Source organism: Amycolatopsis sp. NPDC043885, assembly GCF_056435685.1.
Genome location: NZ_JBWKEA010000001.1, coordinates 403,224 through 426,437 on the forward strand (window position 1 = coordinate 403,224; position 23,214 = coordinate 426,437).

At 68.9% G+C, this 23,214-nt stretch carries 23 protein-coding genes; 5 read left to right on the forward strand and 18 right to left on the reverse strand.

Annotated features, from left to right (window positions below; genetic code table 11):
- Positions 1-21: 21 nt before the first annotated feature.
- Genes AC069I_RS02040 through AC069I_RS02050 form a run of 3 tightly spaced genes read right to left on the reverse strand, consistent with a single transcriptional unit; the run spans position 22 to position 2,809 of the window.
- Positions 22-816 (reverse strand): ABC transporter ATP-binding protein, encoded by a 795-nt coding sequence (locus AC069I_RS02040; RefSeq protein WP_034304416.1) that lies wholly within the window; start codon positions 814-816, stop codon positions 22-24.
- The gene (locus AC069I_RS02045; RefSeq protein WP_478264670.1) at positions 813-1,871 is read right to left on the reverse strand and encodes a FecCD family ABC transporter permease; all 1,059 of its coding nucleotides are present in this window, start codon (positions 1,869-1,871) and stop codon (positions 813-815) included. The genes AC069I_RS02040 and AC069I_RS02045 overlap by 4 nt, the downstream gene beginning before the upstream one ends.
- Positions 1,868-2,809, reverse strand: coding sequence for a FecCD family ABC transporter permease (locus tag AC069I_RS02050; protein WP_478225014.1), 942 nt, complete (start codon positions 2,807-2,809; stop codon positions 1,868-1,870). The genes AC069I_RS02045 and AC069I_RS02050 overlap by 4 nt, the downstream gene beginning before the upstream one ends.
- Before the next feature lie 119 nt (positions 2,810-2,928).
- Here AC069I_RS02050 and AC069I_RS02055 point away from each other — a divergent pair, with 119 nt between their 5' ends.
- Entirely contained in the window at positions 2,929-3,912 is a 984-nt protein-coding gene (locus AC069I_RS02055) for an ABC transporter substrate-binding protein (protein ID WP_478264671.1), read from the forward strand.
- Between the two features lie 24 nt (positions 3,913-3,936).
- Here the strand turns inward: AC069I_RS02055 and AC069I_RS02060 are convergent, their stop codons facing one another.
- Both AC069I_RS02060 and AC069I_RS02065 read right to left on the reverse strand, forming a co-directional pair.
- Positions 3,937-4,659, reverse strand: coding sequence for a maleylpyruvate isomerase N-terminal domain-containing protein (locus tag AC069I_RS02060; RefSeq protein WP_478225011.1), 723 nt, complete (start codon positions 4,657-4,659; stop codon positions 3,937-3,939).
- A 9-nt stretch (positions 4,660-4,668) separates the two neighbouring features.
- Entirely contained in the window at positions 4,669-6,375 is a 1,707-nt protein-coding gene (locus tag AC069I_RS02065) for a GMC family oxidoreductase N-terminal domain-containing protein (RefSeq protein WP_478233960.1), read from the reverse strand.
- Between the two features lie 102 nt (positions 6,376-6,477).
- On the opposite strand from AC069I_RS02065, the gene AC069I_RS02070 reads away from it, so the two are divergent.
- Positions 6,478-6,873, forward strand: coding sequence for a hypothetical protein (locus AC069I_RS02070; RefSeq protein ID WP_478225009.1), 396 nt, complete (start codon positions 6,478-6,480; stop codon positions 6,871-6,873).
- A 111-nt stretch (positions 6,874-6,984) separates the two neighbouring features.
- Here the strand turns inward: AC069I_RS02070 and AC069I_RS02075 are convergent, their stop codons facing one another.
- The 3 genes from AC069I_RS02075 to guaB form a co-directional block, all read right to left on the reverse strand.
- Positions 6,985-8,118, reverse strand: coding sequence for a GuaB3 family IMP dehydrogenase-related protein (locus tag AC069I_RS02075; RefSeq protein ID WP_034304399.1), 1,134 nt, complete (start codon positions 8,116-8,118; stop codon positions 6,985-6,987).
- A gap of 160 nt (positions 8,119-8,278) precedes the next feature.
- Positions 8,279-8,731 (reverse strand): DUF3574 domain-containing protein, encoded by a 453-nt coding sequence (locus tag AC069I_RS02080; RefSeq protein ID WP_478264672.1) that lies wholly within the window; start codon positions 8,729-8,731, stop codon positions 8,279-8,281.
- An 80-nt stretch (positions 8,732-8,811) separates the two neighbouring features.
- Positions 8,812-10,323 carry an IMP dehydrogenase gene (gene guaB, locus AC069I_RS02085; protein ID WP_340684712.1) on the reverse strand — a complete coding sequence of 504 codons (1,512 nt, stop codon included), beginning with the start codon at positions 10,321-10,323 and terminating at the stop codon, positions 8,812-8,814.
- 123 nt (positions 10,324-10,446) lie between these two features.
- On the opposite strand from guaB, the gene AC069I_RS02090 reads away from it, so the two are divergent.
- Positions 10,447-10,833, forward strand: coding sequence for a DUF5319 domain-containing protein (locus AC069I_RS02090; protein ID WP_005166667.1), 387 nt, complete (start codon positions 10,447-10,449; stop codon positions 10,831-10,833).
- 73 nt (positions 10,834-10,906) lie between these two features.
- Here the strand turns inward: AC069I_RS02090 and AC069I_RS02095 are convergent, their stop codons facing one another.
- The 5 genes from AC069I_RS02095 to AC069I_RS02115 form a co-directional block, all read right to left on the reverse strand.
- Complete coding sequence (locus tag AC069I_RS02095; RefSeq protein WP_478225007.1) at positions 10,907-11,851, reverse strand: anti-sigma-D factor RsdA; 945 nt, start codon at positions 11,849-11,851, stop codon at positions 10,907-10,909.
- Positions 11,852-12,424, reverse strand: coding sequence for a sigma-70 family RNA polymerase sigma factor (locus tag AC069I_RS02100; protein WP_037314832.1), 573 nt, complete (start codon positions 12,422-12,424; stop codon positions 11,852-11,854).
- Positions 12,425-12,805: 381 nt separating this feature from the next.
- On the reverse strand, positions 12,806-13,402 hold the full coding sequence (locus tag AC069I_RS02105) for a response regulator transcription factor (RefSeq protein WP_003073605.1): 597 nt from the start codon (positions 13,400-13,402) through the stop codon (positions 12,806-12,808).
- A gap of 140 nt (positions 13,403-13,542) precedes the next feature.
- The gene (locus AC069I_RS02110; RefSeq protein WP_478233963.1) at positions 13,543-14,382 is read right to left on the reverse strand and encodes a hypothetical protein; all 840 of its coding nucleotides are present in this window, start codon (positions 14,380-14,382) and stop codon (positions 13,543-13,545) included.
- 9 nt (positions 14,383-14,391) lie between these two features.
- A complete protein-coding gene (locus AC069I_RS02115; protein WP_478234053.1) occupies positions 14,392-15,306 on the reverse strand; it encodes a MerR family transcriptional regulator in 915 nt (304 codons plus the stop codon).
- Positions 15,307-15,536: 230 nt separating this feature from the next.
- Between AC069I_RS02115 and AC069I_RS02120 the strand changes: the two genes are divergently transcribed.
- Positions 15,537-15,857: a WhiB family transcriptional regulator gene (locus AC069I_RS02120; protein ID WP_007031108.1), complete on the forward strand. Its 321-nt coding sequence runs from the start codon at positions 15,537-15,539 to the stop codon at positions 15,855-15,857.
- A gap of 333 nt (positions 15,858-16,190) precedes the next feature.
- On the opposite strand, the gene groL is transcribed toward AC069I_RS02120, so the two are convergent.
- From groL to AC069I_RS02135, 3 genes are all read right to left on the reverse strand, one after another.
- Complete coding sequence (groL, locus tag AC069I_RS02125; protein ID WP_034304382.1) at positions 16,191-17,804, reverse strand: chaperonin GroEL; 1,614 nt, start codon at positions 17,802-17,804, stop codon at positions 16,191-16,193.
- A gap of 100 nt (positions 17,805-17,904) precedes the next feature.
- Positions 17,905-18,198 (reverse strand): co-chaperone GroES, encoded by a 294-nt coding sequence (groES, locus tag AC069I_RS02130; RefSeq protein WP_007031106.1) that lies wholly within the window; start codon positions 18,196-18,198, stop codon positions 17,905-17,907.
- A 217-nt stretch (positions 18,199-18,415) separates the two neighbouring features.
- Entirely contained in the window at positions 18,416-19,066 is a 651-nt protein-coding gene (locus tag AC069I_RS02135; protein WP_478264673.1) for an HAD family hydrolase, read from the reverse strand.
- 141 nt (positions 19,067-19,207) lie between these two features.
- Between AC069I_RS02135 and AC069I_RS02140 the strand changes: the two genes are divergently transcribed.
- Positions 19,208-21,103, forward strand: a complete 1,896-nt coding sequence (locus AC069I_RS02140) for an N-acetylmuramoyl-L-alanine amidase (RefSeq protein ID WP_478264674.1) — start codon at positions 19,208-19,210, stop codon at positions 21,101-21,103.
- 14 nt (positions 21,104-21,117) lie between these two features.
- Here AC069I_RS02140 and AC069I_RS02145 read toward each other — a convergent pair whose 3' ends face one another.
- Positions 21,118-22,506: a glycosyltransferase gene (locus AC069I_RS02145; protein ID WP_034304376.1), complete on the reverse strand. Its 1,389-nt coding sequence runs from the start codon at positions 22,504-22,506 to the stop codon at positions 21,118-21,120.
- Positions 22,506-23,009, reverse strand: a complete 504-nt coding sequence (gene xrtP / locus AC069I_RS02150; protein WP_478264675.1) for an exosortase P — start codon at positions 23,007-23,009, stop codon at positions 22,506-22,508. Before xrtP ends, AC069I_RS02145 begins: the two co-directional genes overlap by 1 nt.
- Between the last annotated feature and the right edge of the window lie 205 nt (positions 23,010-23,214).

Consider the following 23,214-nt stretch of genomic DNA (forward strand, 5'->3'; position numbering starts at 1 on the left):
GCGGACGGGCAGGTTGCGGCCCTACCCCCGAAGGTGTGCGCTCACCGGCACGACGAGCGGCGTACCGGACACCGGATCGGCCATGACCTTAGCCGTCAGACCGAAGATCTCCTCGAGCAGCGGCTCGGTGAGCACCTCGGCGGGCGGGCCCTGCGCGACGATCCTGCCGTCGCGCATCGCCACCAGCTTGTCGGCGTACCTGGCGGCGAGGTTCAGGTCGTGCAGCACCATCACCACGGTGGTCCCGCGTTCGTCGTGCAGCCGGTACACCAGGTCCAGCACGTCGATCTGGTGCGCCAGGTCGAGATACGTGATCGGCTCGTCGAGCAGGAGCAGGCCGGTCTCCTGCGCCAGCGTCATCGAGATCCACGCCCGCTGCCGCTGCCCGCCGGAGAGCTGGTCGACGACCCGGCCGGCGTGCTCCTCCATCCCGGTCAGCCGCAGCGCCCGCTCGATCGCCTCGTCGTCGGAGGAAGACCACTGCCGGTACCAGCTCTGATGCGGATGCCGCCCCCGCCGGACCAGATCCGAGACGGTCAGCCCTTCGGGTGCGGACGGCGTCTGCGGCAGCAGGCCGATGATCTTGGCGACCTCGCGGGTCGGCAGCTTGTCGATGCGCTCACCGTCGAGCAGCACCGCGCCCTGCCGTGGCTTGAGCAACCGCGCCAGCGCACGCAGCAGGGTCGACTTTCCGCAGCCGTTGGGGCCGATGATCGCGGTGACGGTCCCGTCGAGGACGTCGAGGTCCAGCCCGGTCACGACGGGCGTTTCGCCGTAGCCGAGTTCCAATTCCCGGGCACGCAGTCTGGCGTTCACGCGCGCTCCTCCTTACGGCTGCGGATGAACAGGAAGATCAGGTACGGCGCACCGAGGATCGCCGTGAGCACGCCGACCGGGAGCCCGGACAGGCCGGGCGTCACCCGCACCACGAAATCCGCGCCGACGGTCAGCAACGCGCCAAGGACCATCGAGCCGAACAGCGGCGGCTGCGCGGAGCGGACCAGCCTCAAGGCGATCTGCGGGGTGGCCAACGCGACGAAGGTGATCGGGCCCGCGGCCGCGGTGGCGACGGCGGCCAAGGCCGCTCCGAGCAGCAGCAGGGTCCCGCGGGCGGCGTCGACCCGGATACCGAGGCCGCGCGCGGTGTCGTCGCCGAACTGGAGGCCGCCGATGGTGTGCCCGGCGACCAGCGTGATCGGCGCGAGCACGGCCAGCGCGAGCAGGACCGGGGCGACCGACTCCCAGCCGACGTCGGCGAGACTGCCGACGATCCACGTCGTCGCCCGCGCGGCGTTGTCGACGTCTCCGATGGTCAGCAGCCAGTACACGAGGTTGTAGCCGACGGCCGAAAGCGCGATACCGATCAGCACGAGCCGGTAGCCGTCGATCCCGCGCCGCCACGAAAGCGCGTACAGCAGGATTCCCGCGATCACGCCGCCCACCAGTCCGGCGAGGGGGACGCCCAGCGTGCTCGCCAGGCCGCTGACCTGGCCGCCGGTGCCGCCCGCGACGATCACGCCGACCGCGCCGACGCCCGCGCCCCAGGTGATGCCGAGGATGTCCGGGCTGGCCAGCGGATTCCTGGCGATGGTCTGGAACAACGCGCCGGACAGCCCGAGGGCCGCGCCGACGCCGATCGCGGTCAAGGTGCGCGGCATCCGCAGGTCGAAGATGATCCCGCGTTCCCGCGCGGTGCCGCCGCCGAACAACGTCTTCAGGACGTCGCCGAGGCCGATGTGGGAGGTGCCGATACCGATGTTCAGCGCCGCGACCAGCACCAGCGCGACCGTCGCGAAGAGCACGACGGCGAGCGTCCTCGGCCGGACGGTCCAGGCCGCCGGGCCGAGCGAGATCGCCTTGGGAGCCGTCATATCCGTGCCAGGCCCTTCTTGCGGACGAGGTGGACGAACACCGGCACGCCGAGCACCGCCAGCATGATGCCGACCTCCAGGTTGTCCGACGCGACGACGCGGCCGAGCAGGTCCGCCGCCAGCAGCAGGATCGCGCCGAGCACGGCCGAGAACGGCACCAGCCACCGGTAGTCGGGTCCGCTGATCTCCCGCGCGAAATGCGGGACCAGCAGGCCCAGGAACGCGATCGGGCCGCAGGCGGCGACGGCGGCACCGGTCAGCAGCGTGATCGCGACGACCCCGAGCAGCCGCGTCCGGCCGACCCGCCGTCCGAGCGCGACGGCGACGTCGTCCCCGAGCGCGAGCGTGTTCATCCCAGGGGTGTTGATCACCGCGAGAAGCAGGCCCGCGGCCACGAACGGGGCGATCTGGCCGATCATCGCGGGATCCCGGCCCGCGATCGAACCGACGTGCCAGAACCGGTAGGTCTCCATCCCGCGGTCGTCGCCGAGAACGATCGCGGAGATGACGCCGTTGAGCAGGGCGCTCACCGCGGCTCCGGCCAGTGCGAGCGTCACCGGCGTGGCGCCGCGGCCGCCGACCGCGCCGAGCAGGAACACCACGGCACTCGCGACGAGGGCACCGGCGAAGCCGAACCAGATGAACGCGTACAGGTCGTCGATGCCGAGCACGACGACGGCGAGCACCACCGCGAACGCCGCGCCCTGCGTGACGCCGAGCAGACCGGGGTCCGCGAGCGGATTGCGGGTGTGGCCCTGCATGAGCGCCCCGGCCGCGCCGAGCGCGAGCCCTGCGAGGACACCGAGCAGTGTGCGCGGGACCCGCAACGAACGGACGATCAGGTGGTCCGGCACGCCCGTGGGATGGAAGATCGCGTCCCAGACGACACCCAAAGGAATCGAACGCGCACCCAGGGCGATGCTCGCGACGCAGATCACAGCCAGAAAGGTGACGAGCAGAGCGCCTACTGTCGCCTTTCCAACACGAACTTCCACTGTGGACATCCGCCATCCTATGCTCCGGTTAGGAAAGCCTAACCGCACAGAAAGAGTGGCCCATGACCCCACCCCGGCGCGCAGTCCTCGCCATCGCCGTGACAGCCTGCCTGGCACTCTCCGCATGCGGTGGCGGTGAACAGGAATCCGCTTCCACCGGCACCGGCCAAAGTGGATTCCCGCGCACCGTCGAACACGTGATGGGGTCCGCCCAGATCGAGAAGCAGCCCGCCACCGTCGCGGCGCTCGACTCCAGCTACGTCGATACCACGCTCGCGCTCGAGACGAAACTGGTGGCGTACACCAAATATCGCAACTACGACAAGCTGCCGGACTACCTGGGCGACGACCGCAAGTACGCCGAGGGCGCCAAGGAGATCGGCGCGCTCGAGAGTCCGGACATCGAGCAGCTGTACGACATCAAGCCGGATTTGATCGTGTCCGCGAAGGTGCGCCACGAGAAGTTCTACGCGGAGTTCAGCAAGGTCGCACCCACGGTGTTCAGCCAGACCACCGGTGCCACCTGGAAGGACAACATCCGGATGCTCGGCAAGGCGCTGGGCAAGGAGGCGTTGGCAGAGCAGAAGATCAAGTCCTACGAGGAGCGGGCCCGCAAGGTCGGCGACGCGATCAAGGCGAAGCTCGGCAAGCCCGCGGCCGTCTCCGTGGTCCGCTTCATCGAGGGGGAGCCGACGGTGCGGCTCTACAGCAGCGCGTCGTTCCCCGGGACCGTGATGGCCGACGCCGGGCTCCAGCGCCCCGCGGGCCAGCCGGACAACAAGACGAAGATCTCCAACGACCTGAGCCAGGAGGAGATCGGGAAGCTCGACGCCGAAGCCATCTTCATCGCCAGCTACACCGATGAGACCAAGCAGGCCGAAAACCCCATGACGAAGTTCCAGTCGAACCCGCTTTGGGGAACCCTCAAGGGAAAGAAGATCGACGTCAACGACACCACCTGGTTCACGTCGGTGAGCCTGCAGGGCGCGCACGCCATGCTCGACGACCTCGCCAAGCAGTTCGGCGTGGACGCGTTCCGAAGCTGACCCTGTCCTCTTCGGACGGTGCCATCACAGCCAGCGCGGCAGCGCAGGCACGTCACCGTCCAAAGAGGAACCATCGCTGCGGCCGGTGACCCAGGCCAATACCTCGCCGCGGGTCCCGGTCAGCGTCGTCAGTTCCCCTTCGCTCATCCGCCACTCGTGGCGATAGCCGTTCTCTTCGGCGGCGACCAGGAGTACGGCGGGCAGTTCGCCGCCGTACATCCCGATGGCGTTGCCGACGACGGTGTCGAACTCGTCACCGAGCAGATCGGCGACGCGGGCGAAGTCGTAGCCGAGGTCCAGATCGGCGAGATGGATCGAGGTCTCGGAGAGCCGAAGCCAAAGCACGAACTCCGCCAGGATCTCGCGTCCCTGCCGGGCGCGCACGCGGACCTGCCACGCGCTGTCCGGCATGCTCTCCGCGACCTCGACCAAGCGCGCCGCGGAGCCGATGACGTCGTCGGCGATCTCCTCGACGGACCGGTACGCGCCCTTCTCGATGTCGTGGTCCCTGGCCGCCTCGCCGGCGTACATCGGTGTCTCGACGCCGGATTTCGCCCAGGTGAGCAGGTTGACCAGGCCGTCGGCGTTCCGCGCGAGGTGGGACAGCAGATGCGCTCGCGTCCAGCCGGGCAGCGCGCTGGGGCCGCGCACGGCCTCCTCGTCCATCCCGCGCACGACGCGCTCCCATTCGCCGTGCAGGGCACGGACGCGGTTCAGCAGGGCGTGTGCGCGTTCAGATGCTGTCACACTCCCAAGTTACCGCCGAAGCGCCGCGGGCGCGTCCGCCGGAACAGCCGGGTTCTTCGGCGCGATCGGTTCGAGCCGCGTGTACGGCGAATCCTGCGGCGGCCTGCTGTCCTGCTCACCCTTGTTGGGCCAGAACGAGAAGGCCCGCTCGGCCTGCGCGGTGATGGTGAGCGAGGGGTTCACACCGAGGTTCGCCGTGATCGCCGAACCATCCACAATGGACAATCCCGGATAGTTGAACACCCGGTGGTACGGGTCGATCACGCCGTTGTCGGGCGCCGTGCCGATCGGGGCGCCACCGATGAAATGCGCCGTGAGCGGGATGTCGAAGATCTCGCCCCAGGTGCCGCCCGCCATGCCGCCGATGCGCTCGGCGGTGCGGAGGTTGGCCTCGTGCCCGGCGGGGATGAAGCTCGGGTTCGGCTCGCCGTGGCCCTGTTTGGACGTGTACTTGCGGCGGCCGAAGAGCCCGCGTTTGGTGTACGTGGTGATGGAGTTGTCGAGGCTCTGCATCACCAGCAGGATCACCGTGCGCTCGCTCCAGCGGTATCCGTTGAGCAGCTTCACCGTCTGGACCGGGTGCTTGAGCATGAAGTTCACGGCCTGGCGCCAGCGCGGGACCGCCGAATCGCCTTCGGTGGCGATGGTCTGGAGCAGGCTCATCGCGTTGCTGCCCTTGCCGTAGCGGACGGGCTCGATATGCGTGTTCTCGTCGGGGTGGATCGACGACGTGATCGCGACGCCGCGGCTGAAGTTCCGCTCCTCGTCGACCGAGGTCCGGGCGGCGCCGATGATGGCCTCGGAGTTCGTGCGGGTCAGTTCGCCGAGACGCGGCGAGAGCTTCGGCAGTTTGGCGGTGTCGCGCATGCTGTGGAGCAGGTTCTGCGTGCCCCACGTGCCGGCGGCGAGCACCACCTGCGCGGCCGTGAGCTTGTGCCGGAACTTGCGAGAGGTGGTCCCGGTCTTCTTGATGCTCACCTCGTACCCACCTGCGTTCAGCGGGCTAATCGCGCTCACGGTGGTGAGCGGGATGACCTTCGCGCCGTCCTTCTCCGCGAGGTACAGGTAATTCTTGACCAGCGTGTTCTTGGCGCCGACGCGGCAGCCGGTCATGCAGGAGCCGCATTCGGTGCAGCCAGTGCGCGCCGGGCCCGCGCCGCCGAAGTACGGGTCCTCGGCTCGCTCCCCCGGCTTGCCGAAGTACACGCCGACGGGCGTCGGATGGTACGAGTCCGGCACGCCCATGTCCTCGGCGACGCCCTTCATGACCACGTCCGACGGCGTGACGCTGGGGTTGGTGACGACGCCCAGCATGCGGCTGGCCTGGTCGTAGTGCGGGCCGAGCTCGGATTCCCAGTCGGTGATGTGGGACCACTGCGGGTCCACGTAGAACGGCCTCAACGGCCGGTACAGCGTGTTCGCGTAGACCAGCGAGCCGCCACCGACGCCCGCGCCGGCGAGCACCATGACGTCCTTGAGCATGTGGATGCGCTGGATGCCGAAGCAGCCGACTTGAGGCGCCCAGACGTAGCGGCGAAGGTCCCAGGACGTCTTCGCGAACTCGTCGTCGGCGAAGCGGCGGCCCGCCTCGATGACGGCGACGCGGTAGCCCTTCTCGGTCAGCCGGAGAGCGGCGACACTGCCGCCGAACCCGGAGCCGACGACGATCACGTCGTAGTCGAAGTCGTCTTCAGTGGTGGTGTTACTCGCAGTCACACCCTCGACTGTAACCCCGGCCACCCCTTCTGACCAGAGGTAAGTTACTGGCCGGTTACCTTCCAGCCGAATGCACGAACGCGGCTGGGGCATCATCGACCGGTGGATACGGATGCACTGCTGACGATCGACCTGACGCGTGACGAGCGCACGGTACTGCGCTGTGGCCTGGCGGAATGGGGTGGACCGGCCGCGTGCACCGACGACCTCGCCATCGCGATGGGCTTCAAGGACGTGCCCGACCTCTTCGAACAAGCGCGAAGGTTGCGCGGGGCGCTGGCCGACGAAAAACCACTAAGCGCCTCGGACTGGCGCAGGGCCCTCGTGGCCACCGAAATCGTGTTCGCCAGCGACGTCTTCGGCTCCGGGATGGACTGGTCGATCACCACGGGCTTCGCGGACGACGAAACCCTCCCGATCCTGCGGGACCTACAGCGGAAGATCGCCCGGGCTCTCGGCTCGTCCCACTACCGCCCCCGGCCGCCGGAGCGCCTTTAGCAGGCTAAACGCGACACAGGAGGGACGCATGGGGCTGATGGGGCTCCAGAACACGAAGACGGCCCGGATCGCGTTTAGCGGGCTAAACGCGATCCGGGCCGGGAGCGAGCGTCAGCGGCGGACGGTCAGGCCGACCCGCTGGAACTCCTTCAGGTCCGAGTAGCCCGTCTTCGCCATCGCGCGGCGAAGCGCGCCGAAGAGGTTCACGACGCCCTCGGCGTCCGAGGACGGCCCGAAGAGCAGCGTCTTCAGGTCGACGGCGTAGTCCGGCCCCAGCGCCACGCGCGAACGCGGGAGCGACGGGTGCGCGGCGGCCGACGTCCAGTAGAGCCCCTGCCCCGGCGCCTCGGAGGCGGCGGCCAGCGGCGCGCCCAGCATGACCGCGTCGGCACCGCAGGCGATGGCCTTGGCGATGTCGCCGGACGTGCTCATCCCGCCGTCGGCGAGCACGTGGACGTACCGGCCGCCGGTCTCGTCGAGGTAGTCACGGCGAGCGGCCGCGGCGTCGACGATCGCGGTCGCCATCGGCGTCCCGATCCCCAGCACGCTGTCGGTGCTCGTCACGCCGCGGCTGGCCCCGTGCCCGACTATGACGCCGGCCGCGCCGGTGCGCATCAGGTGCATCGCGGTGCGGTAGTCGCTGACGCCGCCCGCGATCACCGGGACGTCGAGCCGTCCGATGAAGTCCTTCAGGTCCAGCGGCTCGGCGTCGCGCTGGACGTGCTCGGCGGAGATGATCGTGCCCTGCACGACTAGGATCTCGACGCCCGCCGCGAGCAGGTCCGGCGTCAGCTCGGCGGCGTGCTGCGGGCTGACCCGCGCGGCCACGGTGACCCCGGACTCGCGGACGGTCTTGATCGCCTCGGTCAGCAGGTCCAGCCGGATCGGGGCGGAGTGCAGTTCCTGCAGCTCACGCACGATCGCGGTCGGATCCTCGGTGTCCTCCGCGGCCCGGACGAGGCGGAAGATCGCGTCCTCGACGTTCGGGTGCCGCGCCCACAGCCCTTCGGCGTTGAGGACGCCCAGCCCGCCGAGTTCGCCGACGGCCACCGCGGTTCCCGGCGACACGATCGCGTCGGTGGGGTGGGTGACCAGCGGCAGCTCGAACCGGTACGCGTCGATCTGCCAGGCGGTGGACACGACCGAAGACGACCGGGTGCGCCGCGACGGCACGATCTCCACGTCATCGAGGTCATACGCCCGCCGCGCGGTGCGGCCCATGCCGATCTCGACCAGATCCCGCACGTCAAGTCCCTTCTCACCGACGACCGTTACACCTCATTGTCGCTAGGCCGCGTGGGTGACCTGCGCACGGGGCACCCGAACCGGGCCGGAGGTCACACCAGCCCCATGCGCCCCACCCGTTTCGCGTTTAGCCCGCTAAAGGCGCCCCCGGGCGTTGGGGTCAGAAGGAGACCTTCTCCACGGAGTCGGTCCGGAGGACGGATTCCTGCGCGAAGGCCTTCTTGTAGTCGGTCCGGATCTGTTCGATCTCGCGGTTCGCGTCGCGGTCGCTGAACGGGTACACGACGACGACCACCTTCGACTTCTCTCGCGAGATCACGCCGTCCGAACCGCGCCACTGGCCGCGTCCGGTCAGCTCGGTGAACCCGTCCGGGAACCTCGGCGTGACGACCTTGTCGGTGAACGCGGCGAACTCGGCGTCGGTCAGCTCTCCGCCGCCCGGCTTCGTTGTCCCGAAGTACAGCTCGGTGCGCTTCCACAGCTCACCCGGTGACGCCTGGAAGGCGACGGCCTCGGACGTGGAAGGTGCGGCGGAAGCGGCCACCCCTCCGCCGAGCCCGAGGGCCGCGGCGGCGAAGACGGCCAGAGCGGTCCGGCGCGACGTGAAAGACATCGGTTCCTCCCGGGAGACTTGATCAGCGAGCCAAGTCTCCCGGGAACGGAACCGGATGGGTAAGTGTCCTGAGGGGCGGACTAACGGGTGGTGTAGTTCGGCGCCTCGACGGTCATCGTGATGTCGTGCGGGTGGCTCTCCTTGAGGCCGGCCGCGGTGATCCGCACCAGCTGCGCCTCCTGCAGCTCGGGGATCGTCGACGCGCCCGCGTAGCCCATGCCCGACCGCAGCCCGCCCACCAGCTGGTGGACGACGTTCGCCAGCGGCCCGCGGAACGGGATCCGCCCCTCGATGCCCTCGGGGACCAGCTTGTCCTCGCTCAGCACGTCATCCTGGGCGTAGCGGTCCTTCGAGTAGGACTTCGCCTGGCCGCGCGACTGCATGGCGCCCAGCGAGCCCATCCCGCGGTAGGTCTTGAACTGCTTGCCGTTGACCAGGATCAGGTCGCCGGGCGATTCGGCGGTGCCCGCGAGCAGGCTGCCGAGCATCACCGTGGACGCGCCGGACGCGATCGCCTTCGCGATGTCGCCCGAGTACTGGATACCGCCGTCACCGATCACCGGGATGCCGGCCGGACGCGCCGCCTGGTCGGCCTCGTAGATCGCGGAGATCTGCGGCACGCCGACCCCGGCGACGATGCGGGTGGTGCAGATCGAGCCGGGGCCGACACCGACCTTGATCCCGTCCGCGCCCGCCTCCACCAGCGCCTGCGCGCCGGCCCGGGTCGCGACGTTGCCACCGACGATGTCGACGGTGTCGCCCAGTTCCTTCTTCAACAGCGCGACGGTCTCGACGACGGCGCGGGAGTGCCCGTGCGCGGTGTCCACCATCAGCACGTCGACCCCGGCGTCGGCCAGCGCCATCGCGCGCTTGTGCCCGTCCGGGCCGACCCCGACGGCGGCACCGACGATCAGGCGGCCGTTGGTGTCCTTGGAGGCGTTCGGGTACTGCTCGGTCTTGACGAAGTCCTTGACCGTGATCAGCCCGCGCAGCTTGCCCGCGCCGTCGACGATCGGCAGCTTCTCGATCTTGTGGCGGCGCAGCAGCCCGAGCGCGGCCTCCGCGGTGACGCCGACCTGCGCGGTGACCAGCGGCGGCTTCGTCATCACCTCGTGCACCGCGCGAGTGTGGTCGACTTCGAACCGCATGTCGCGGTTGGTGATGATGCCCACCAGCGACCCGGCGGCGTCCGTGACCGGCACACCGGAGATCCGGAACCGCGCGCACAGGGCGTCGACCTCGGCGAGGGTGTCCTCGGGCGAGCACGTGACCGGATCGGTCACCATGCCCGCTTCGGAGCGCTTCACGACCTCGACGGCGGCCGCCTGGTCGTCGATCGGCAGGTTGCGCTGCAGCACGCCCATCCCGCCCTGGCGGGCCATCGCGATGGCCATCCGGCCCTCGGTGACGGTGTCCATGGCGGCGGAGACCAGCGGGATGTTCAGGGTGACGTTGCGGGAGAGCCGGGTGCGGGTGCTGACCGCACTGGGCACCACGTCGGACTCGGCCGGCAGCAGCAGCACGTCGTCGAAGGTCAGCCCGAGCATGGCGAACTTGCTCGGGACGGGGGCGGTGACGCTGTCGCTGGTCATAGCAGGCGAAGGGCCTTCCTAGCGGTGATGAACGTGTCGCTGTGGCGACGCGAGGGCCTGCCCCTCATGATATCCGGGCCGGGCGGCCGCCCGGCCCGGGTGGGCGCCCGGTAGCGTGCAGGCGTGCCGCAAGATGCGTTGCCCCCAGACCCGTTCGCGGATGACCCGGACGACCCGGCCCGCGCGTTCATCGATGACGCTGACCGGCTCGACGAGCCGATCAGCGACGAAGAACGCACCGAGTTGCTGGCCGACCTCTCCGATCTCGCCGTCTACCAGGCGCTCCTAGAGCCGCGCGGGGTGCGCGGGATCGTGGTCGACTGCGGTGAATGCGACGAGCCCCACTACCACGACTGGCATCTGCTGCGCGCCAGTCTCGAGCAGCTGCTCGCCGACGGCCGCATGCGGCCGCACGAGCCCGCGTTCGACCCCAACCCCGGTGACTACGTGAGCTGGGACTACTGCCGCGGGTTCGCGGACGGTGTCACCGCCAACGAAAGCGCCTACTGATCGCGTTTAGCCCGCTAAAGGCGAAGGGCCCGGTGAGAGAGATCTCACCAGGCCCTTCGGCGTTTCCGGGGTGCTACGTCGTCTCGCCCGCGGCGGGAGCCTGCGCTCCGGCGCCCGGCGTCGGCTCATTCCGCGAGCCACCGGGGTCGTTGCCCGAGGCCGGCGGCGTCGTGGACGTCGTGGGCGGCGGCGGCTCGCTGGTCGTGGTCGGCGGAGTCGGCGAGGGAGTCGTGGTGCCCGGCAGACTCGTGCCGGGGTTGCCGCCTCCGGGCAGTGACGTCGGCGGAGCGGTCGGCTGCGGAGTGGGCTGCGGTGTGGTCGCGACCGGGGTCTGCGACGGCTGCTGCTGATCCGGCGGCAAAGGCTGCTGGCCGGGGTTCTGCAGCTGAGCACTCAACTGGCGGTGCTGTTCGAGCAGCTGATCGCGGTTCTCTTCGTCGGTCACCTGGCTCAGCGCGGCCTGGGCCTCGTCGAGCGCCTTGCGGGCATCGTCGAGGCGCCCGCCGGCGAGCGCGAGGTTGGCCTTCTCGAGATCGAGTTTGGCCGCCGCGGCGGCCTCGACCGACCGGGCGTGGTCGGCGTAAAGCACCTTGGTCAGGCCCCAGAGCGTGTCACCAGGCTGCGCCTCCTTCGCGGCGAGACCGGTACCGGCGAAGGCGATGGCCAGGACGGCCGCCGCGGCGGCCACCGGGACCAGCAGCCGGCGTCTTCCCCCGTGTTTGCGGGCGAGCGCGGCTGTCTTCACGGTGACGACGGCGGTGTCGACGTCGACTAGTTCCGCGAGCGGCTCGCTGTCGATGTCACGCCGCCAGGCCAGCAGCAGCGCGTTGAGTTCCTGATCGCCGAGGTCGTCGGCCATCTTCGGGTCCGAGCCACCGAGTGCGTCGAGCAGCGCGTCATCGGCCTGGACGGCCGACAGATCCGCGGCGAACTCGGCCTCCGAGGGCGTCAGCCCTCTTTCGAAGGCCGTCAGTTCACGATCGGTCTCAGGGGAGAACCGATGGTCGCGATCGGTCACTCAGATCACCTCCTCAGCGGCCAGAACCTTACGTAGGCGCGCGAGGGCCCGATGCTGGGCCACCCGGACGGCGCCGGGGGTGGACCCCACGGCCTCGGCCGTCTCTTCGGCGGACAATCCCACGACCACCCGCAGGACCACGATCTCACGTTGTTTGTCGGGAAGGACGCGCAGCAGCTGCGACATGCGCTCGTTCAACTCGCCTTGAAGGGCACGCTGCTCGGGACCGACGCCGCCCTCGATCTCATCGGGGACTTCGGCGACCGGCTCGGCGCGGTTGCGGGCCGCGGCGCGATGCGCGTCGGCCACCTTGTGCTGGGCGATCCCGTAGACGAAGGCCAGGAACGGGCGGCCCTGATCACGGTACGAAGGCAATGCCGTGAGCACCGCGAGACACACCTCCTGAGCAACGTCGTCTGCGGAAGCGAACGAACGCTCCTGCCTGCCAACTCGAGCGCGGCAGTACCGCACTACCAAAGGACGGATGGCCGCCAGCAACCGCTCGACCGCTTGAGGATCACCCTCAACAGCAGCGGCGACCGGCTCATCCAGTCCGTCCCCCACATTGGCCATCGCAGACAACAGTCCCAGTGTTACGTATAGGCGTGCAAAGAGTCCGGCGTGTGACTTCGGAATCCACTACCGGTGACAGTTACCGTACCGCCCGGGCTCGCCGCCTTCGTTGACGGCCGCCATCGGCGCGCCGACCTGCCGGCGAGCACGCTGAACCCGGATCTTCCTGGTCCCTTTCGCTCGTAGTCGAACTTTCAACGAGCCGGGACACAGTGGAGTACGACGGTCCACCCGGAGGCGGACTCGCTCGGGCAAGGGTGCCCGAGCGGTGAACATAAATGCGCGAAGCGTGACAGGGAACACAGGTACGGGCCAGGGGTACGCCCCCGGCCCGTTCGTCACCCGTTGTGCGATCTCGCCGTTGAAATCAAGAAAGCGTTGTCAGGAAACAAGTCCACGGCGGAATCCGTGGGCGACCGCCTGAGCGCGGTCTCGCACGCCGAGCTTGCGGAACAAGCGGCGCGCGTGGGTCTTCACGGTGTCTTCGGACAGATACAGCTCGCGGCCGATCTGCCCGTTGCTCTTGCCCTGGCTCATCCCGCGAAGCACCTGAAGCTCTCGCTCGGTGAGCTGGACGCCAGGGTCGGACGGCTGACGCGGCGCCGGCACCGAGGTGCTGGCGAGCGTGTGCGCCAGTGCGGCGACCAGCTCGGGACGCGAGGCGTCCCAGCGCAGGTAGCCGCGGGCGCCGCCGGCGATGGCGGCGGCGATGCTGCCCGCGTCGTCCGGGGCGCCGAACACGATCACGTTCGCTTGAGGGTTCGCCGAGACGAGCCGCCGGGTGGCTTCGACGCCGGTCGGGACGGCGCGCTGGGTACCGACCAGCACGACGTCGACCGGCTGACGGGAGTACCGGGCCAGCAGCTCGTCACCGTGCGCTACGCAGTCGATGCGACTGACCCCTGGGACCGCGGACATCACTCGAGTGAGCCCTTCGCGGACACTGCGTCGGTCGTCGCAGATCAAGACCGTCGTCACGGGGTTTCCTTCCTGCAGCCGGGTGACATTCCACTTCCCCTATCGGACGCTTTAGCCCGAACCTTGACACGATCCGGTGGCTTTTTTTGAAAGTTCTTAGCCCGGTTGCCGGAATGGGCCCTCCAACAGGCTAGACGCCATCAGAGGGGTACCCACGGAGATTCCCGGGCGAGCCACCTCCCGCAAGGATCCGCATGCCGTAACACTGCGTGCAACACTTCCGCGCCTCTGAATCGATACTCATCGGCGTGTCCTGCCCCGAAGTCCGCCTCGACCAGGCATGCGACCCACAGAAGTGAATTGAATTCGTATTTCTCGGCGGTTTCGCGCGCGCTCTCGACCAGCGCTTTCGCGCGCTCCCGCTCAGCGGAACCGGCATTCGCGATCGTCACGCCGAGTACAAGCTGTGATTTGACGACATGTCGGCACGCACCCCTGGCACGCGCGGTTTCCCACGCCATTTCCGCAGGTGCGATCGCCGCGGCGGAAATGTTACTCGCCAGTTCGATTTCCGCGCCGACCCAGCCCGCCCTCGTCCGGGTCCGCCAGTTGCCGGTGTGCACTTCCGCGCGGGCGAGCAACCTCCGAGCGGCGGCCAGCCTGCCGCGCCCCAGGTTGTCCGCCGCGAGGCCGAGGAGTGCGTCCGCCCGCGCGCCCTCGGCGTCCAGACCGTCGGGGTCGGGTTCGCCTCGCGGCTCCGTGATCACCCGTGCGAGCGCCTCGCCGTCGAGGACGAGGGCCGCCGCGTGCCCGCCCAGCTGCCGCCGGTGCGACGCCAGCGTGCTCGCGGCCAGTGACGCGACCACCGGATCCTTGCCCGTGCGCAAACCGTTCAGCAGCGTGGCCGCCGCCGCGTACCGGCCGCGGGCGCCGAGCCCGATCGCGGCGAGCAACCGTCCGCGAGGCGACGCGGGCACCGCGAAGAAGCTCGGCGGCGGCACGCCGTCACCGAACGCGGCGGACCGCAAGGACGATTCCATGCGTCCTTTCTATCGCCTCGCACCGACAAGAACGTGCTCTATCCGGTCGGCGGCGGTCGTCAGTTCGCCGAGCAGTTCGATCTTGTCCGGGAGGGTGGCGGGATCCCAGCCGGGGCCGCACGCGAAGAGCCTGCTGCGCTGACGGCCGCGGGAGATCCTGGCGAACAGGCGAGGGTCCGCGGTCGCACGCCGTCCCGACCACAGGACCACGGCGGCCGGGACGCTGCGGCGCACGGTCACGGCGAGCACTTCGGCGGGCAGGGACGCCCCGAACAGCTGGGCGCCGATCCGGCGTCCCGCCAGCGCCGCGGCGAGCGCGTACATGGGCAGGTTGTCGCGCTCGTCCGGGACGCAGGTCAGCAGGACTGGGCGCTGGTTACGCGGTTCGCGCAGCACCGGCGTGGCGCGGACGAGCGCGGCGTACACGCACTCGGCGAGCAGGTATTCGACCTCCGCGCCGGCGCTGACACCGCGCCAGCGCGCGCCGAGCGCGGTCAGGACCGGCGACACGACACCGGTCCAGGCCGGCAGGACGCCGAGTTCGCGGATCGCGTCGGCGAGCATGCGCTGGACCGCGCCGAAATCCATCGCGAGCGCGGCGGTGCTCAAACGCCTGGCGAGACGGGAAGGAACGTCATGATCGTCGGCGGGCGGCGCGGTGGCCCGCTCCTCCACTTGGACCACGACGGCTTCCGGCTGCTCCGTCGCCGTCCGGGGCATCTGCTCCAGCGCGTACTTCGCCGCTTCAGCCGTCGAGGCGCCCCGAAGCAACGCGCGCTGCATCAGTTCGAGGCGGCCGATGTCGGAGCTGCCGTAGCGACGGTGACGGCCGTTGGTGTGGCGGCTCGGTCCTACGCCGTATCTGCGGTCCCAGGTGCGCAGGGTGGACGGCGCGACCCCGAGCCGGCGAGCGACCGAGGCCACCGGCAGGGTGGGTTCTTCACTGCTGATCCGAGATCCCACTCGACCCAATATCCAGGCAGGCAGGGACCGGGGCAACCGGAACGGAAAGTACCGCTCACACATCCGGGGGATGCCTAACGGCTGAATCGTCTTGAATCTCTTGAACAAGTATTGGCGCGCTTCTAACGTTACCGCCGTTGCACCGAATGGAGTATCCGCAGCGCAGCAGAGCAGGTAAACGCTTCGACCGGATGACGGAGGCGGTCAGGATGGCGGACACACGCAGGCTCCCGGGGCCCAACGCGGATGTATGGGACTGGCAGCTCGAAGGGTCGTGCCGAGGCATGGACAGCGCGTCCTTCTTTCACCCTGACGGCGAGCGCGGGCCGGCCAGAGCCCGCCGCGAGGCGAGGGCCAAAGCCGTGTGCCTGGCCTGCCCGGTACTGGCCATGTGCCGGAACCACGCGCTCGCCGTGCACGAGCCGTACGGCATCTGGGGCGGACTGTCGGAATCGGAACGCGAGCACATCATCAAGGCGGACAAGCGCACACTGAGCATGTCGAACGGCTGAACCGGCCGAGTCGGCGACGCGGAAGGGCGGCATCCGGGTGGGGTGCCGCCCTTCCGCGTCTCCCGCCCCGGATCGCGATTAGGGGGCTGAACGCAGGTCGGTGCGGCCCTGGGCACCCGCGCCACCCAGATCGCGTTTAGCCCGCGAAACGCAGGTCGGCCTCGGACGCCGCTTCCCGACCGCCGGATCGCGTTTAGCCCGCGAAACGCAGGTCCACGGCGCGGCACCGCAGAGCGCGCCGGATCGCGATTAGGGGGCTAAACGCAGGTCGGCGGCGGGCACGAAAACGGGGCGGCACTCCGGATGGAGTACCGCCCCGCTTCAGGGGTGGAACTAGTGCGCGTGGCCGTGACCGGCCGCGGCGGGCTCCTCCTCGACCGGCTTCTCGACGATGGAGCTCTCCGTCGTGAGCACGAGCCGGGCGATGGAAGCGGCGTTCGCCACCGCGGACCGGGTCACCTTGACCGGGTCGACGATGCCGGCGGCCAGCAGGTCGGTGAGCTCACCGGTGGCGGCGTTGAAGCCGTGCCCCCAGCTCTGCTCCTGGACCTTGTTCACGATGACCGCGCCCTCATGGCCCGCGTTGGTCGCGATCCAGAACAGCGGGGCGGACAGCGCGTCGCGGACGATGCGCACACCGGTCGCTTCGTCGCCCTCGAGGCCGAGGCCGCCGTCGAGCTCCTTGACCGCGTGCACCAGCGCCGAGCCACCGCCGGGCAGGATGCCCTCTTCGACGGCCGCCTTGGTCGAAGCCACGGCGTCCTCGATGCGGTGCTTGCGCTCGTTCAGCTCGGTCTCGGTGGCCGCGCCGACCTTGATCACCGCGACACCGCCGCCGAGCTTCGCCAGCCGCTCCTGCAGCTTCTCGCGGTCCCAGTCGGAGTCGGTGTTCTCGATCTCCTTGCGGATCTGCGCGACGCGGGCCGCGATGTCGTCCTTGGTGCCGGCACCGTCGACGAGCGTGGTGTCGTCCTTGGTGACGACGATCCGGCGGGCGTTGCCCAGCTGGGCCAGCGTGGTCTCGGACAGCTTGTGCCCGATCTCGGCCGAGATGACCTCGCCGCCGGTGACGACCGCGAGGTCATCCAGGAACGCCTTGCGGCGGTCGCCGAAGAACGGCGCCTTGACCGCGACGGCGGTGATCGTCTTGCGCAGCGAGTTCACGACGAGGGTCGACAGCGCTTCACCGTCGACGTCCTCGGCGATGATCAGCAGCGGCTTCTTGGCCTCGACGACCTTCTCCAGCACCGGGAGCAGGTCGGCCAGCGCCGAGATCTTCTCGCGGACCAGCAGGATGTAGGCGTCCTCGAGGATCGCCTTCTGCTCCTCCGGGTTGGTCGCGAAGTGCGCCGACAGGAAACCCTTGTCGAACTGCACACCCTCGGTGATCACGAGCTCGGTCGCCAGTGTGGACGACTCCTCGATCGTGATGACACCGTCTTCGCCGACCCGCTCGACGGCCTCGCCGAGCAGGGCGCCGATGGCCGCGTCACGCGAGGTGACGGTGCCGACCTGGGCGATGTTGTCGCGACCCTTGACCGGGGTCGCCTTCTCCTTGAGGACCGCGATGACCTTCTCCGCGGCGGCCTCGATGCCACGGCCGACGGCGGTCGGGTTGGCACCGGCGGCGACGTTGCGCAGGCCGACCTTCACCAGCGACTGCGCGAGCACGGTCGCGGTCGTGGTGCCGTCACCGGCGACGTCGTTGGTCTTGGTGGCGACGCTCTTGGCGAGCTGGGCGCCGAGGTTCTCGAACGGGTCGTCGAGCTCGATCTCACGAGCGACGGTGACGCCGTCGAGGGTGATGGTCGGGCCACCGAACTTCTTGTCGAGCACGACGTGGCGACCGCGCGGGCCGAGGGTGACCTTGACCGCGTCGGCGAGCTTGTTCACCCCGCGCTCGAGCGCGCGACGAGCGTCCTCGTCGAAACTGATCTGCTTGGGCATGGCCTGTTCCGCTTACCTTCCAGTTCTAAAGCTCGGAAAACACGAACGCCCCGTTCCCCGGCAATGCGGGGCCCGGGGCGTCATGCGCTGAGAGCGGACGTCAGTTGATGACGGCCAGCACGTCGCGAGCGGAAAGGATCAAGTAGTCCTCACCGTTGTACTTCACTTCGGTGCCGCCGTACTTGGAGTAGATGACGACGTCGCCGACGGAAACGTCGAGCGGGACGCGGTTGCCCTTGTCGTCGATGCGGCCCGGGCCCACGGCCAGAACCTTGCCCTCCTGGGGCTTCTCCTTGGCGGTGTCGGGGATGACGAGGCCGGAAGCGGTCGTCTCCTCGGCCTCACTCGTCTGGACAACGATCTTGTCCTCGAGCGGCTTGATGTTCACGCTCACCGGGTTGACCTCCACGGTCGTCGAAAGCGTTGGCAGGATGAGTTACGGCTCCTACCACCCCCGCCGTCGCGGGTGCCGGGGCGTGTTCGGGCCGTGCAATTAGCACTCTAGCCATGTGAGTGCCAGCTTCGCAAGGAGGGTCCGCTCACCCCGTGAAAACTCGGCCTCCGAGCCCGTGACCGGCCGTTTTGTTGAGCCCGGTACCACCGGATCGCGATTAGGGGGCTAAACGCAAGTCCGCGAGGTCGGTCACCAGGGCATCGGGGTCGAGAGCCGCGAGGGCCCTGCGCTTCGCAGGCGTCTTCGCCAGAGCGATCGAAGCGACGCCCGCGGCGCGGGCGGCCAGGATGTCCGCGGCCGAGTCGCCGACCATGACACACTGCCCCGGCGACGTGCCCAGGGCCTTCACCGCGGCGTCGAGGAGCGCCGGCCCTGGCTTCAGCAGCGCGGGATCGCTCGTCGTCCGCGCGCTGATTCCGCGGATGTGCACGGCGAGTTCGTGCAGCCCCAGGAAGGACCTGATCGCGTCGACGGAGTTGTTGCTGACGATCGTCACCGTGAACCCCTGCGCGCGCCATTCGCGGAGCACTTCCGCGATACCGGGAGCCGGCGAGATCAGGGCGACGGCCTCCCCCTCGAAGCGGTTGAACTGCCGCTCGACGACGTGCGCGGCGTTCGGTCCGCACGAGGCGGCGTACCGGAGCACGTCGAACGGATCGGACGAGGCGATCACCTCCGGCTCGATGAGGCGTTTGAGCCTGTCCGCCACCTCGCTCGCCGGAAGCCTGGCGAACCCGTCGCACACCGGACCGTCGAAGTCGAGGAAGACGTGGTCCTTCTCCTGCAGAAGCTCCTTCACCCCAGTCATGCCCCCACCTTGCCACCGACCTGCGTTTAGCCCCCTAATCGCGATCTGGAGGGACCTTACGGACGAAGCCGGTTTCTGGTTAGGTTTCGACCATTGGGGTCGGTCCTGTTCAGCAGACCTAGTCACTGGGGGTATACGCCCATGCCGCGTCCCTTCCGTCCCGTAACCCTCGAGCCGCTCCGACGCCGGTCCAAACGGACCGCCGGGCTCGCCGTCCTCGCCCTCGCAGCAGGCCTCCTCGCCGCTGTCCCCGCCGAAGCCGCCCCTGCGGACCAGCAGCGTCAGCGGGACTTCGCGGCCGCCGCGCGGGAGTTCGGCGTCCCGGAGAACGTCCTGCTCGGCGTCTCCTTCCTGGAGTCGCGCTGGGATTTCAACGCCGGCACCCCGAGCACGTCCGCGGGGTACGGCCCGATGCACCTGACCGACCTCCGCGAGGCGGGCACGGGCACGCATCACGACGAAGGCGAGGAGGACCCGCGCGGCGACGACGCCCGCCCGGCGAAGCTCCCGGTGACTCCGGCGCCGAAGCCTCCCCCGCCCGGCCTCCAGACCATCGACGAGGCGGCCGCGCTCATCGGCCAGGACGTAGCGACGCTGCGCACGAACACCACGCAGAACATCCGCGGTGGCGCCGCTCTGCTGGCGAAGTACCAGCGCGAGACCGGCGACTGGAGGGCCGCCGTCGCGCGCTACAGCGGCGCGAAGGACGCGGAGGGAGCGCAGGTCTTCGCCGACGAAGTCTTCGACACCATCTCCAAGGGCGTCAGCCGCAGGACCGACGACGGCCAGAACGTCACCCTCGCCGCGTCACCGGTGAGCCCGGCGCGCGCCCAGGCCGGAGCCCCGAAGATCGAGTGCCCGAAGAAGGTCTCGTGCCTTTCCGTGCCGGCGCCGTACCAGGAGTTGCCGGACAACGACTACGGCAACCACGACAAAGCGGACCGGCCGAAGAGCCAGAAGGTCGAATACATCATCATCCACGACACCGAGGGCTACTGGGACACGGCGATGGACCTTGTCACCGACCCGACGTACGTGAGCTGGCACTACACGATCCGCTCGTCCGACGGCCAGATCGCGCAGCACGTGCCGACCAAGGACGTCGCCTGGCACGCGGGCAACTGGTACGTCAACGCGAAGTCCGTCGGCATCGAGCACGAGGGCTTCGCCGCGAAGGGCACTTGGTACACGGAGGCGATGTACCGCACCTCCGCGAAGCTCGTCGCCTACCTCGCGCGGAAGTACGACATCCCACTCGACCGCGCGCATATCCTCGGCCACGACAACGTCCCCGGCACGATCCCCTCGACCATCAGGGGCATGCACTGGGATCCGGGCCCGTACTGGGACTGGGCGCACTACTTCGAGCTGATGGGCGCGCCGCTTTCCGGCTTCGGCCGTCCCGGCTCACCGCTGGTGACCATCACCCCGGACTTCGCCACGAACCAGCCCGCGTTCACCGGCTGCGAGACGGCCGGGAAGCCTTGCCCGGCAAGGGGTTCCGGTTCGGTCGTGCTGCGCAGCGAGCCGAGCGACTCGGCGCCGCTGCTCAAGGACATCGGCCTGCGCCCGGACGGTTCGGCGAGCACGATGGCCGTTTCCGACATCGGCAGCCGGGCGGAGACCGGCCAGCGGTACGTGGTCGCCGAGCGGCGTGACGGCTGGACGGCTATCTGGTACCTCGGTCAGAAGGGCTGGTTCCGCGACCAGCGCACGACGAGTCCGGCGTTCGGCCTGGTCGTCACGCCGAAGCCCGGCCTGGCGACCGTGCCGGTGTTCGGGCGGGCGTATCCCGAAGCCGAGGCCTATCCGGCGAACGTGCCGGTGCAGCAGGTCGTCCCGCTGCCGTACACGTTCTCGGCGGGACAGCGGTACTCGCTCGGCAACGTCCTCGGTTCCGAGTACTACTCGGCGACGACGTTCGACCCGGCGAACCACGTGGTCGTCAAGGGCAAGACGAAGTACGTGCAGATCCAGTTCGGACACCGCATCGCCTTCGTGAAGGCGGACGACGTCCGGATCCTGCCCGCGCTCTGAAACCGTCCCCGGGGTCAGGAGTCCAGCGCGACCTTGACCCCGGGGGCGTGCTCGGTGTTCCGCCGCGTCTTCGACCAGCCGTTGCGGCCGCGCACCAGCCGGAACAGCGCCCGCCACGACGTGATGTAGAACGTGTAGATGTACAGCGCGTAGGCGAAGCCCATCCCCAGTCCACGCAGGACATTGCGGCTTTTCAGGCATTTGAACTGGTAGATCGGGCCCCACACGATGAACGGCAGCAGCCCGAACGAGCCGTAGATGGCGAACAGGATCCACGCGCCGTCGTCGGCGAACCAGGTCCACACCTGCGCCGGATCACCCGCGGTGCTGAAGAGCAGCAGGATGAACGGGATCGGGTACAGCAGCGAGCCGAGCAGCTGCATCCACGGCTGCGCGAGGTAGTACATCATCTCCGCCGCACCCAGCGTGCTCACATGCGGCGAATCCCAGATCCGCCGGAGATACCGCGAACACTGCATCGTGCCCTGGCCCCAGCGCGTGCGCTGCACCAGGAACCGCCGGAGGCTGTACAGACCTTCTTGCTTCACATGGGAATCCGGGGTGTAGCCGGTCCGCCAGCCCGCGGTCAGCAGGTGCACGCCGAGTTCGAAATCCTCCAGCAGCGAACCGCGCCACGGCTGCTCGTCCGGTCCGGCGATCGAGTCCAATGCGGACAGTCGCGTGAACTGACCGTTGCCGCCCATGGAAATCGTGCCGGTGAACCCGCGCGAGGTCTGGATGGCCGCGATGGCCGTGCGGAACTCGAGATCCTGCATCTGGGCCAGCTTCAGCCCGAAAGCGCGCGAAAACCAGTTCTTCCCCGGCGGGCGGGTGTCGGCGTTGCCCATCCAGACGTCCAGTTGCACGGCGCCGATCGTTTCGTCGCCGAAGAGATGGTCCGCGGCGCACACCTCGAGACAGTTCGCCGCCGGCCGCCCGTCCGCGTCGACGACCACGACGACCACGTCGTCACGGCTCGCGTCCGGTCCCATCCAGTCGTTGAGCGCCTGATAGGCCGCGTTGAGCGCGTCCCCCTTGCCCGTCCGCGCCTCCGGACGACGCCGGGGAACGAGGTGCAGGTACGGGTCGTAGCCGCCGTTGCGGCGCCAGATCGACCTCACCACCCGCGCCGTGCGGTCCTCGGAGTCGTCGTCGACGACCCAGACGTGCGCGTGCCGGAACGTCGACCGCAGGTACCGCACGGTTTCCCGGATGACGGTCTGTTCGTCCCGGCACGGAACGAAGAAGTGCCAGGTGAAGTCGGCGGCGTCACCGACGGGAGCGGGTTTGCGCCGCAGGTACGGCACGACGATCACGACCACGTACACGATGAACGCCACGCTCATGGTGAGCGCGAAGGCCTGCGTGATCGCGAGAAGGATCTTGATCGAGCCGCCGCCCATCAGGCGGCCCCTCGTTCGGCACGCGGCTTGCGGGTGCCCAGCCAGACGAACAGCACGAGGGCGACCGCGCCGCCGAGGACACTGACCATCGAACCGAGCAGGGTGTGACCCCAGTAATAGCCTTCGTCGATACCTATCACGTTCACGAGCCCGACAATGGCCAAAACCCTCATCTGATTGACAAGAATGACGACGATCGCGGAAATGGCCAGCGAAACGAAGAGCCTCTTCGCATTTCCCGGACGGAAATACAACATGACGGCGGTCACCAGCAACAGAGGCAGCAACATGAATGCCGACGAGCATTCCGGAGTCATTCTTAACCCGAGTGGAGTATCGCCCGACAACCCAAAGTAGACAGTCTCGCGTTCACCGGCGACGAAGACACCCGATGTGGTGATGACCCTCAGTATCAGGCCGGAGAGCTGGACTTCGAAAACCCGGTACAGACGTTCGGCCAGCACCAGGCCGACCGCGACGGCGAGCACCGCCAGTACCGCCATACGCAGCGGAAACCGGCTGGAACTCGGCAAGGGAGCGCTCGCAACGGCCACGGTGACCCTCTCAGGAAAGACGCAGCAGACGACGGGATCCGGCGCAGCGGACAGGAACTCGCCGACGAGAGTAAGTCAGCGGGAACCGGCCCTTTCGACCGGGGTTCGCATTTCAACGTGATCATGGGGCCTTTCGGCACGATCGTGCAGAAAC